Consider the following 12,240-nt stretch of genomic DNA (forward strand, 5'->3'; position numbering starts at 1 on the left):
AAGCAACGATTAAAATCGCGCCTATACAAACAAAACCTGCCTCCGCAGGTTTTAAATTCAAATCCGCCTGCGCGGACTTTGTGGAAGCAACGATTAAAATCGCGCCTATACAAACAAAACCTGCCTCCGCAGGTTTTAAATACCTTGCTTTTCTTATAGTCCGCGCAGGCGGACTTTGTTTGTGTAGCCGCGATTTTAATCGTTAAGGCATTGTTTGTGTAGCCGCGATTTTAATCGTTAAGGCATATTCGGGGATATAAATCATCCAAATTAAACACACATTTATAAAATACCATTGCGCCATGTCCGAACAAAAGCCAAACCACAACCCCACATTCAGCAGCTTTGCTGACTGGTGTAAGAACAAAGACAGCCTTTCAAAAGAGGCAAGGAAGACGGTTGAAGCGTTGTTAAAGGATGCTCGCACTTCGGATTGTAATGAAGCAGAGCGGATACTTTCAAGCTGTACTGAACTTAGCGTTTATAGCTATCGGGACATTTCCGACCTGAGTCCGCTGTCAACCTTGACCAACCTGAATAAACTGTGGATCTCGGACAATCAAATTTCCGATCTTAGTCCGCTATCAACCCTGACCAACCTGACTAAGCTGAAGAGTGGTAGCAATCAAATTAGCGAATTAAGTCCACTGTCAGGACTGACCAACCTGACTCAACTGGGGATCTCGAACAATCAAATTTCCGATCTTAGTCCGCTGTCAACCCTGACCAACCTGACCGAACTGAACCTCTACGTCAACCAAATTTCTGACCTTCGTCCGTTGTCAGGACTGACCAACCTGACTCAACTGATTCTCGGTCACAATCGAATTTCCGATCTCAGTCCGCTGTCAACCTTGACCAATCTGACCTGGCTGTGTATCTGTGACAATCCAGTTACCGACTTAAGTCCGCTGTCAACCTTGATCAACCTGACCAGCCTAGATATCGGCGAGGATAAGTATGACCCATTCGGCTACGATTTCAGCGGTCAAATTTCTAACCTCAGTCCGCTGTCAACTCTAACCAATCTGACCGAACTGAATCTCAATGACAATCAAATTTCTGACATTCGTCCGCTGTCAAACCTGACTAACCTGACCAAACTGCATCTCGCTGATAATCAAATTTCTGAGATTGGTCCGCTGTCAACCTTGACCAACTTGACTAAACTGAATCTCGGTCCAAATCCAATTTCCGACCTGAGTATAGCGCGATCGCACGAAGAAAAATGGCACACCCTCTCCCAAAAGCCAATCGATCCTCAAAAAGCAAAAGAAGCGATAAAATCTGCCTACGCAGTTATTGGCAAAGCAGAACCTGAGATGATTTTTTGCAGTAGCCCATACGCAGGTATTCCATTATTACAGGCATGTGAGAACTTAGGAGAACCACTAGCAGATGAATTGTCCCAATCGACAAGCAAACTGCTCAATCCAGAACTGTGGGACTCTTTATCGCGGCTAACCGTATTTCAACCAGGAGAGGACATCAAACAACAACTGGATCAACAGTTGGAAGATGATGGCTTCGACGTATATGGTTACATTACCCCGGAAGACCCGCTTTGCACGATCGCCCTGACTGAATACTGTGTCTCTAAATTAGGTTGCGTACTCGATAGAGAAACACAGGAAGCGTTTTACTGTCTCAACCAGCTTTTTGAGCATTGCGGCTGGATCTGGGCTTATGAGAAGGTTTGTATTGTATGCGATCGCCCCACTCAACTCTTTTTCGACAATGAATATCGCCTCCACGCCGAAGGACAACCCGCGATTCAATTTTCCGATGGATACAGCTTATATTCCTATCACGGCGTCACCTTACCTGAAAAATCCGGCAAATTGCACCCAAACTATTGGCAATCCGAATGGATTTTATCTGAAGAAAACGCCGAACTCAGACGAGTGCTAATTCAAGCCATTGGTTACGCCCGAATTTGTCAGGAATTAGCAGCCCAAGAATTAGATAATTGGCGAGAATACACCTTGCTAAAAATTGATAATGATCTAGATGTTGCTCCAGTTTATTTATTAAAAATGACCTGTCCCAGCACCGGACACATTCATGCCTTGCGCGTACCACCCGACATGCAATCTGCACGGGAAGCAATTCGCTGGGTAAATTGGGGAATCGATCCAGAAGAATTTTCAGTCCAAACTTGAACTCAGTAGGTATGTATAAATCAACTGAAAACTGGGCAGGCAAGATGCCTACCCCACAAGAAACATCACTCTCTTGTGGGGTGGGTGGGCAGGCAAGATGCCTACCCCACAAGAAACATCACTCTCTTGTGGGGTGGGTGGGCAGGCAAGATGCCTACCCCACAAGAAACATCACTCTCTTGTGGGGTGGGCGTCCCGCCTGCCCCGCTATATTAAACCCAACTAGAAAAATCTTCAGCAAACTGAGATAAAGACAACAACCCAATTCTAGGATTATCCCGCACTAATTCATGGTGAGCCGCAGTATTATAACCCCAGTCAGCTAAATAAAGCCTCACCTCATTTAAATCTGGCTGCTTTGCCACCGATTGCAAAGTTTTCAATCGATCTTCTATAAACCAAATACTGACGGGTTCTGCATCAGAAGCCGCAATTAATTCTCGCAGAATCTGGTGTTTCGGACGCTTACACTCTTTACCAAATATCGATCCAGAAGGCATGTCTATATCTTCCTGCTGCAACAATTGCTGCACGAAGCGCCCTTCTTTAGTGGTGATAATGTACGGTTTTACACCAGAAGTGGGGAGACTTCGCAATCTCTCCACCACACCCGGATAAAATCGATGCAAACTCAGCCACCCCGCCAAATCCCGATCGATCCACTCATCCCGAAACCGATCCAGTTTCGCCCCAATATCCGCCGCCTGCAAACCTTCCTCGCCGACAATTTGCTCGCTTACCCCCGCCCAATCTTGCCAAATCTTTTCCTCTGCCACTCCCAGCAGCAGCGCCCGAATTAACACCGGCATTTCCCAACCAACTTCGATCACAGGTCGCAACCGATAGAACTTTGGCACTAAATCCTCTGGCGGCGTTTCACTAGAAGGCGACCAAATTTGACAGTAAGTACTCCAAGCAGTTTGAAAATACTCAATCAGACCGTCACAAATTACACCATCAAAGTCCAAAGCCAGAATTGTAGGAGCGATCGCACTCATGCTATTTCTTATTCTCAAATCGATTTAGCTTAGTTATCGCAGATTCTTGCCGCCTCTGAAGTATCCAGCGCGTCAGCCTTCCAGATAACTATACTTAGCGCGAGCGCTTTCCTGACAGTGAGCTAGACTGCTTATCAAGCTAGCCATTAGCCATTAGCCATTAGCCATTAGCACTATCTATTTTTTTAACTGGGGTGCAAGGATTCGAACCTCGGAATGTCTGGACCAAAACCAGATGCCTTACCACTTGGCGACACCCCATCGCGTTGCCTCTAATATCTTAACAGTATATTAAGGGATTTTGTCAAGCACTTTTATAGAAGATCGGGGAGAGGGGGCAGATGAGCAGAGGGGAATTTGAATCTATATTTTCCCATGCACACCCGCACACCTGCACACCTGCTCACCCACTCGCTTAAGCTGGATAAATCCTCAGCCGTCGGTTCGGTTCATCCCCGAAACTGGTCGAGCGCAGGCGGTAATGCTCTACCAGTTCATGTTGCATTTTCCGCACGTTGGCAGAACGAGGCAGCAATTCCACTGGCTGCTTTTTGGGAATGACAATTTGCTCGACCGCCAAACGAGCTTCTTCTAAAGCTTCCAGTTCGTCATCGCTGCCGTTCTTGGTAAACAACCGCAGATCTAGGGTTTCCGGCATAGCGATATCGTCCATATTCAACATCCGCTGCAAGGCGTGGGTAATGTCAGGGATGCTGCCAGACTTGATCGCGTGGATGGGAATATGACGCGCTTTAGCGATGTGCCGCAGTTTGGAATGGTTTTTTACCTGCGTCCGCACCGCCAAAACCGCATCCGCACCATCGATATCTTTGGTTAGCACTACCGGCAACTTCAACATCTCGATCACTTGGTCTAGCTGATGCCGACCGACGCCGTAAGGATAGATGTGCAGCGGCAAATCTTCCCCATTCGGTCCAGAAGCACTGACGTTTTTACCAAAAGCATTCAACTGATACGTCGAGGCATTCAGCAAGCGCTCAAAATCATTCGTCTGGGAAAATCGATCGGGTTCTGGGGATTTGTGTACCGGCACCATCTGTCCGGAAGCGCGCCATCCCGTCGGGCGCAATGACGTTACCGCAGCAGTTACGACTGGGGCGCTGGGTGTCTCGCGGGTAATTTTCACCTCCCCAGTTTCGCTGACGCTTCTGATTTGCGGCGAAGGAGTTAGTCCCCGCAGCAGGGTATCTACCGTATCGGCGACGCTCTCGTGAACTGTCCAGCGCTGCCTTTCTTGCATTTCTACCGCAATCTCAAACGTCGGCGGTGCTTTGCGTTCCAAAACCGTTTTCTGCGAACCCCGGCGGCGCGCTTCTTCATCCCCCAAAGTCACGGCTTGAATCCCGCCCACCAAATCGGATAAAGTTGGGTTTTTAATCAAGTTTTCAATTTGGTTGCCGTGGGCAGTACCGACCAATTGTACGCCCCGTTCGGCGATAGTCCGCGCCGCTGCGGCTTCTAGTTCCGTGCCGATTTCGTCAATCACGATCACTTCCGGCATGTGGTTTTCCACCGCCTCGATCATCACTTGATGCTGGAGTTCGGGACGAGCGACTTGCATCCGGCGGGCGCGACCAATCGCCGGGTGGGGAATGTCACCATCTCCCGCAATTTCATTGGAGGTGTCGATTATTACCACCCGTTTTTCTAGTTCATCTGCCAAAACCCGGGCAATTTCTCGCAGAGCCGTTGTTTTTCCAACACCCGGACGCCCCAGCATCAGGATCGACTTGCCGGTTTCTACCAAGTCGCGGATCATACCAATCGTTCCGAAAACGGCTCGCCCGACGCGGCAGGTTAAGCCAATGATTTCCCCGGTGCGATTGCGAATGGCGCTGATTCGGTGCAAAGTTTGTTCGATGCCAGCGCGGTTATCGCCGCTAAAATTTCCCACCCGCTGGATGCTATAATTCAAATCTTCGCGCGAAACTGGTTTCTCAGACAGGTATTCTGTTTTCCCTGGGAAGCGGGCTTCTGGGCGTCGGCCTAAATCCATCACCACTTCCACTAAGCGGTTGAGCAAGTGGTGTCTTTCTAAGGGTTGGCGGATTTCTGCTGGCAAAATATCCAGCAGTTTGTTCAAATCGTCTGTAATTGAAGTGCTTCCTACGGCGACGTTTTCGACAGGGACTGAAGGTTGGACTAAAGTCAGCTTGTTTTCAGGAGGCGTCGTACCGTGAGGACTCATCATATTTATTCGCATCAACAAGGTTGTTACAAAAGGTTAATTGGTCAACGAAACTTCAAGTTTTAGCAAGGGAGAGCATGGGCGAGGAGCTATCGAATTCAGATGATACATTCATAATACAATCCTACTTCACAGGCGAAGGTTGGAAGAAAATTGGGGTAACTTAAGTTGGGAAACGAGGGAATGAGCGTAAGCAACAGCTTGCCAAAGAAGATCGAGGTTATCTTCTAAGCGCGCATTCATTGCAGTTTGGTTATCGGGTGGACTGGGACAGTCTTCGTTCATAGGGGTTGTTTCTAACAGGTCTAGAACGGGTGACAAAAGCACGCGGGCGTAGCTGCCATAGGCAACTCCTGCAATGTGGGCATCGGGCATGGGGCATGGGACGGACATAGGAGAATCAGAGGGGACTGGAAAATTCCCCCCGTCCCCGCATCCTTGAGTCCCCATGTCTTCTTCCCCATAACCCAAAATGGGATTGAGCAAGCCTACTGCCTTAAGCTTGATAACTGTGTGGCTGTTAGTGCCTCCTGCTAATTGCACATATCCGGGCAGTCCTGCGGATAGAACTTTTTGACCTAATTTGATCGCCGCGTGGGTAGTGCCTGCACCAATGTCGCCACTCATCGGGCGTCCATCTGTTTGCCAGACGAGAGGAATAGGCAGAGGTTCCATTAATTCGTAAAGCGACCTCAAGTATTCAATTAATCCTTCGTCATCGGGACAGCTAACCGCGATCAGCTTCAATCGGTGGAGATTTGGCGCTAAAGCACCCCACAATCTTTCAAAATCGGCCTTTCTCCCCACCTGGGTATGAATTTCTACCGCGTCGATTCCCGTTGGCAACACTTGTCTTGCGATCGCATCCGGCGTCGATACGTAAGAACGAGCATAAATCAAATTGTATGGACATACGGGAATACACCTGCCACACCCGTAACAGCGCGAGTCGATCACCCCAGAATTATTACCGGGGAGATGGAAAGCGATCGCGTCTGCCGGACAAATCTTTTCGCAAGGACGGGGACAGTCCGCCGGACATTGGGTTGGGTCAAACTCTGCTTTGCGAAAATGAGGATCTTCGCCATCATTGAGGCTGACCATCAGCCAAGGCAAACCCTTGAAGCCAAATCCTCGCCTCTGTGCCTCAGAAGCCAACTCGCCCGCCACTTCTAGCGCTGCTTGCGCCGCCGCAATCACAGCAGGATCTGCGGCAACGTCGATGCAGTCAGCGCCTGCCAGGGTATAGGCCAAAGTTAGATTCCTAACAGCAGGGAGGTGTTGGAAGCTGGCTCCGCAGATCAGCTTAAACCAGTGACCCTCCCTTAAGGAATGTAAGGGAAAGTGCAGATTGGTCACCCTTATATGCTAAAACGTTCCTCAAACAATTGGCGATGCATGATTACCAATGTGCTATGACCGGGCAAAGAAAGCAAGGGGATGGAGAAAATTTATTTGAAGCGGAAAATAGTCACGGGACTGACGCCAAATCTCCATCCGTAGAGTTTGGCTTCCCACCCTACCCTTACAGGTAGCGTCTGTATTTTATGTTTGCGTAAGTCCACGTAGGAAAAAATCAATCGAAAGTAACAAATCTTTGCTTTTTTTCCAGGGGAGGGGGAGGCATGAAGCAACCTATGCCCCCTGCCCTTGGCTAATTGCTAATTGCTCATGGCTAATTGCTAATTGCTAATTGGGAGATAAGCTTACTAATATAGCATTTTTCCTGATATTAGCCATTAGCTATTAGCCGCTAAGCATGAGAGAACTAGCAACTTGAGTTATTAGTCAGCGATCGCATTCATCAAAACTTCTGCTAGCGTCATATCTGCCATATCGTCGATCGTGAGTGTATCGCAGATATCGAACTTAGCACCCGCCCCTTGCAGTTCATCATCCAACGCCCTCAAAAACCGAGTCGCCGTCGCATCCGAACCAACTTGAATAATAGAAATCCCCAATTCCTCATCTCTGTCCATCCGGCGAGATGCTTCGATAATTACCCGCATCACGCCTTTACGATCGTCAGGTTCCCCATCAGTAATCACCAAAATTATTTCGCCACCCGCCTTAGTTTGACCCGCAGCTTTACGCTCAAAATAGCGATTGGTAGCATCTTGCAGCACACCTGCTAAGTTAGTAGTCCCAGCTGGGTCATTTTCTTGGAAAATTTGCACAACCGTACTAGAAGTAACATTATCGTAGCGTCTAAATCGGCTGGAAAATAGATAAACAGTAATACCATCCTGGTCAAACTGTTCGCACTTTCTCGCCAATGCCAAAGTAGACTCTTGTGCAGCATCCCAGCGACTTCTACCACCGGGTTGATCTGGAGTGGACATGCTGCCACTTTTGTCAATAATTAACGTGTAGTCGCGGTCTTCCATACCCATATTTGTTTCTTCCCTGCAATTAATTGGACTGACGCAAAGAAACCGGGTTTCTCGGAAAACTCCTCGGTTGTCAACTAGAGATCGCAGCTTGAAACCCGGTTTCTACCCTCGTCGCGCCTAATTCCTGACACAGACAATTTTTGCCTGCCACCCTAAATTTTATCTCCTTGCTTCACCCTCTCCGTGCTAGTCCGTAATAGCATTCAAAAGCACTTCAGCTAGGGTCATGCCCTCCATATCATCTAGGGTTACGGTGTCGCAGATATCAAACTTTGCCCCAGCACCTTGTAACTCATCGTCCAAAACTTTGAGAAACTTGGTAGCTTGAGGATCGCCGCCCACTTGGATAAAAGAAATCGCCAGTTCTTCATCTCTTTCCATGTGGCGCGATGCTTCAATAATCACTCGCATCACCGCTTTGCGGTCATCTGGTTCCCCATCTGTCACCACCAAAATTGTCTCGCCGTTCTCCTTAGTTTGACCCGCCGCCTTGCGCTGAAAATAGCTATCGGTAGCATCCTTTAGTACAGCGGCTAAGTTAGTCGTGCCAGAAGGGTCGTTTTCTTGAAATATTTGCGCCACTTTGGTGGAAGTTACATTGTCATAGCGTCTAAAGCGACCGGAAAACAAGTAAACCGTAATTCCATCTGGATCGAATTGTTCGCATTTTCTCGCTACCGCTAAGGTAGACTCTTGGGCCGTATCCCAGCGAGTTCTACTGCCCGGTTGGTCTGGGGTTGACATACTGCCGCTTTTGTCAATAATTAACGTGTAATCGCGGTTTTCTACCATAAAACATTACCCCAATTGTAATCGTTTCTATCTCCAGATTATACGAATTCTCAGCTTATGGTATATTTATTATAACAAAAATTAAAAATTTTTAATTTAAGCGATCGCAGAAACCCGGTTTCTGTTGCCTTATCTGCATCTACTTACCGCAAAATGCCCCTCAAAAAACCAAAAAGGCGAGCATATTAACTAAATTACAGATAATATAGTTTCCGGTTGCATCGTAATTACGACCTGTAGGAGCAATTACCAATTACCAATTCCCAATTACCAATTCCCAATTCCCAATTCCGCTACAACCGGATTTAATATAATTTGTCAAGGTTGAACTTCCTTCAAAGCTTGCAAATAATCAATTGCCGCCTCTAATTTAGAAGGATAACCATAAGCAAACTCTTCAAACCATAACCCTTCCTCTGAACGCGGCTTTAACTTTTTCAACCACCGCTCAGCTTCCTGAATTAATGCTTGTTTTTCTTGCTGCTTAATTTGTTCTTGTCGCCGCTGTTCTTCTTGCAACTGTTGCTGTCTTTTCAGTTTTTCTGCTTTTTCCTGTTCTTCAAACTCCGATTTGATGTCAGTTAATAATTTTTCCTCAGACCGCGAGAGGAAAGTTGTTGTTCGCGACAGCTGAGTTTGATGATTTGGTATAACGGGAAGTTGTGGACTTGATTTTACTCGCCGTTGTTCTGCTTGCGACTGTTGCTGTCTTGTCAATGTTTCTGCTTTTTCCTGTTCTTCAAACTCTGATTTAATGTCAGCTAATAGTTGTGACTCAGAGCGAGAGAGGAAACTTGTTGTTGGCGAAACCTGAGTTTTATCGGTCGGTACGACGGTAATTTCTGGACTTGATTCTATCGGCAACGGCTGCTGTTTTGGCGGTTTTTTAGGATTATCTTTTTCCTCATACTCAGCTTTAAGCTGAGCTAATAAATCATCCATAGATTCCATACTCTAACCATTTAATCAACAATTGCATTGAGTAACACTTCTCGCAGTGTCATTTCTTCCATGTCATCCATCGTTACAGTGTCAACGATGTCAAATTTAGCACCAGCACTTTGCAAATCATCATCCAAAATCTTGAGAAACTTGGTTGCTTGGGCGTCAGTGCCAATTTGAATGAAGGAAATTGCCAGTTCTTCATCTTTATCCAGGCGGCGAGACGCTTCTATAATTACTTTCATCACCGCTTTGCGGTCATCCGGTTCGCCATCGGTGACAACTAAAATAGTTTCTCCATTTGCCTTTGCCTGCTGGGTGGCTTTGCGGTGAAAGTAACTGTTAGCGGCATCTTGCAGCACACCTGCCAAGTCAGTACGACCAGAAGGCTCATTTTCTTCGAAGATTTGCGATACTTTGCCAGAGGTCACATTGTCGTAGCGTTTAAAGCGACCTGAAAATAAGTAAACCGTGATGCCATCCGGGTCAAGTTCTTCGCACTTGCTAGCTAAAGCTAGCGTTGACTCTTGCATCACTTCCCAACGGCTTTTTCCACCCGGCTGATCTTTTACCGACATACTGCCGCTTTTGTCGATAATTAAAGTATAATCTCGGTTTTCCAGCATCGGAGTATTCCCTATTAGCTCAGTCTTTATTCCAAGGTATCAAAACTGAGAGGGGATGGGGCAGTTGTGCAGGTGGGCCCAGGGGCAAAAGGGCCCAGGGGCAAAAGGGGAATTTGAATGTACATTCTCCCCATCTCCCCATCTCCCCATCTCCCCATCTCCCCATCTCCGGGTGCTCACCTGCTTTGAATTGCCAACCTAAGCCGCAGCCAAAGTATCTTTAAGGGGCATCCAGCGGAAGAAGCGATCGCCTCCCATTTCTACCACGACTTTGACTTTTGGCTCCATCTGCGGCAAACTCGCCAGATACTCAACTTCCTGACGGGAAAGAATATTGCCCTCAATTATCCACAGCAGCAAACCCTTAGACTTGGGTGGCAGTTGTTCCAGTTGAGTATTCACAATCGGCGGCACGTAGTAAACATACCCAACTGCTGCGCCGGTGCCAAGGCTTTTTTTACCCAAATGCGGCGGGCGTACCCCGTGAACCCCGGTTAAATACATCCCCACATCCCCCAGTCCTCTGGCGGTGATGTTCAAAGCAGTATAACCTGCTGCCCGCAGCCGCCGCTGGTAGCGACCTTCAAACCCTCCCTCTAAAGGCACGTAGACGCCTAAAGCGCCCGACTTTTCCAGATCCCGGAGCAATTGGTTGCCAGTTGCGATCAGTGCCATATTTTTGCGTCCTATCCCGCCTAAAGTTTTACTTACTCGCAGCCAGATGGCTTAGGAAAACGTTACATATAACGCTATTCTAGTCGGGAACGTACCCCCGCCAGAACCCAACGCGATCAAAAAAATCTGTCACGCACTAGACAAACTTAAACAAATCGGCTATATTGATTGATTGTGGCTAAAATTTGCTCGCTCGTCGTTCTCGGCAGAGAGCGATGCCGACAATGGCTCTAAAATCTGGGCATAGACCAGATAGGTTGAGCAAGAATATTTTATTCCTGCTTAAGTTAAGAGCCAGCAGTTGAAAGCAAACGTGAGGGAAGCTGTCAAGTCAACCAAATAGCCACCTGTCAATCTGGCCTAAAAGGGATACTAAGCAGCAAGCTGTTTAAGTCCTGGTGCCAGGAAATGCCCCCAGCTAGTGCTTGGCCTTCTCACAGCTTCAAGATTAGCTAACTAAAAACCTTGCCAGCGCAAGGATTTTAGCGTCTGAAAAAGTAGGGATGTGCTTGTCGGCTGTATCAGTCTCCAAAAGGGTAAAACCCGCGATTGGAGCCAGTATGGCGGTAAGTGGTTAAAAGATTAGTCTTCTGACATTCCCGCAAAAAAGTTTTCTGACCTGAGTTACTCCCGTTAAGGGTAGTTAAGGTGTGGGAAAAACTGAGGGTGGTAAAAGCTGCCCATCTTATATAAATAAGCGGAAGCGCGGAATATCCGCATCCGATTGATTGTAGTGAGTAAAAAAGGAGAGACCAGGTACTGTGTCTATCGGTATCCTCGGCACCAAACTGGGCATGACCCAAATATTTGACGACAAAGGGAGAGCTATCCCCGTCACCGTCGTTCAAGCTGGCCCATGCCCGATTACACAAATCAAGACGCCTCAAACCGATGGTTATGGGGCAATCCAAGTTGGCTACGGCGAAGTGAAGCCCAAGGCGCTGACAAAGCCGGAACTGGGACACCTGGCGAAGTCAAACACCATGCCCGTGCGTCACCTGCACGAGTACCGCGTAGAAAATACGGGGGAGTACCAGCTGAGTCAGGCAATAACAGCAGATATTTTTACCCCTGGTCAAATCGTAGACGTGACCGGGACGAGTATTGGTAAAGGGTTTGCGGGTTATCAGAAACGCCACAACTTTAAACGCGGACCAATGGCGCACGGTTCCAAAAATCACCGCTTGCCCGGTTCCACGGGTGCGGGAACCACACCAGGGCGGGTTTATCCCGGTAAGCGGATGGCAGGTCGTTTGGGCGGGTCGCAAGTGACGATTCGCAAGCTGACGATTGTGCGGGTCGATGCCGAACGCAATTTGCTGCTGATTAAAGGCGCGGTTCCTGGTAAAACAGGTGCTTTGCTCAGCATTAAACCAGCCAAAAAAGTGGGTCGTTAAATTTTAGAGTTGAGAGCTGTGGATTTGAGATCGTGGGGCTGATGAA

Annotated in this window: 10 protein-coding genes and 1 tRNA gene; 2 read left to right on the forward strand and 9 right to left on the reverse strand. The window is 47.8% G+C overall.

Annotated elements, in window-relative coordinates; translation table 11 throughout:
• The first annotated feature begins 302 nt into the window (after positions 1-302).
• Positions 303-2,162 (forward strand): leucine-rich repeat domain-containing protein, encoded by a 1,860-nt coding sequence (locus tag ACE1CM_RS04805; RefSeq protein WP_374876274.1) that lies wholly within the window; start codon positions 303-305, stop codon positions 2,160-2,162.
• Between the two features lie 212 nt (positions 2,163-2,374).
• On the opposite strand, the gene ACE1CM_RS04810 is transcribed toward ACE1CM_RS04805, so the two are convergent.
• The 9 genes from ACE1CM_RS04810 to ACE1CM_RS04850 all read right to left on the reverse strand — a co-directional run bounded on the left by ACE1CM_RS04810 (position 2,375) and on the right by ACE1CM_RS04850 (position 10,797).
• Positions 2,375-3,160 carry an HAD family hydrolase gene (locus ACE1CM_RS04810; protein WP_374876364.1) on the reverse strand — a complete coding sequence of 262 codons (786 nt, stop codon included), beginning with the start codon at positions 3,158-3,160 and terminating at the stop codon, positions 2,375-2,377.
• A 189-nt stretch (positions 3,161-3,349) separates the two neighbouring features.
• Positions 3,350-3,421, reverse strand: a tRNA-Gln gene (locus ACE1CM_RS04815).
• Positions 3,422-3,575: 154 nt separating this feature from the next.
• Positions 3,576-5,372 carry a R3H domain-containing nucleic acid-binding protein gene (locus ACE1CM_RS04820; protein ID WP_374876275.1) on the reverse strand — a complete coding sequence of 599 codons (1,797 nt, stop codon included), beginning with the start codon at positions 5,370-5,372 and terminating at the stop codon, positions 3,576-3,578.
• A gap of 126 nt (positions 5,373-5,498) precedes the next feature.
• A complete protein-coding gene (ldpA, locus tag ACE1CM_RS04825; protein WP_374876276.1) occupies positions 5,499-6,728 on the reverse strand; it encodes a circadian clock protein LdpA in 1,230 nt (409 codons plus the stop codon).
• Between the two features lie 425 nt (positions 6,729-7,153).
• Positions 7,154-7,762, reverse strand: a complete 609-nt coding sequence (locus ACE1CM_RS04830; RefSeq protein ID WP_374876277.1) for a VWA domain-containing protein — start codon at positions 7,760-7,762, stop codon at positions 7,154-7,156.
• 186 nt (positions 7,763-7,948) lie between these two features.
• The gene (locus ACE1CM_RS04835) at positions 7,949-8,554 is read right to left on the reverse strand and encodes a VWA domain-containing protein (RefSeq protein WP_374876278.1); all 606 of its coding nucleotides are present in this window, start codon (positions 8,552-8,554) and stop codon (positions 7,949-7,951) included.
• A gap of 318 nt (positions 8,555-8,872) precedes the next feature.
• Positions 8,873-9,505 carry a salt stress protein, Slr1339 family gene (locus tag ACE1CM_RS04840; protein WP_374876279.1) on the reverse strand — a complete coding sequence of 211 codons (633 nt, stop codon included), beginning with the start codon at positions 9,503-9,505 and terminating at the stop codon, positions 8,873-8,875.
• 11 nt (positions 9,506-9,516) lie between these two features.
• Entirely contained in the window at positions 9,517-10,122 is a 606-nt protein-coding gene (locus tag ACE1CM_RS04845) for a VWA domain-containing protein (protein WP_374876280.1), read from the reverse strand.
• A gap of 198 nt (positions 10,123-10,320) precedes the next feature.
• Positions 10,321-10,797: an NAD(P)H-quinone oxidoreductase subunit N gene (locus ACE1CM_RS04850; protein ID WP_226591246.1), complete on the reverse strand. Its 477-nt coding sequence runs from the start codon at positions 10,795-10,797 to the stop codon at positions 10,321-10,323.
• A 761-nt stretch (positions 10,798-11,558) separates the two neighbouring features.
• On the opposite strand from ACE1CM_RS04850, the gene rplC reads away from it, so the two are divergent.
• On the forward strand, positions 11,559-12,194 hold the full coding sequence (rplC, locus tag ACE1CM_RS04855) for a 50S ribosomal protein L3 (protein ID WP_374876281.1): 636 nt from the start codon (positions 11,559-11,561) through the stop codon (positions 12,192-12,194).
• Positions 12,195-12,240: the final 46 nt, after the last annotated feature.

The organism is Microseira sp. BLCC-F43 (assembly GCF_041929235.1).
Lineage (GTDB): Bacteria > Cyanobacteriota > Cyanobacteriia > Cyanobacteriales > Aerosakkonemataceae > Microseira.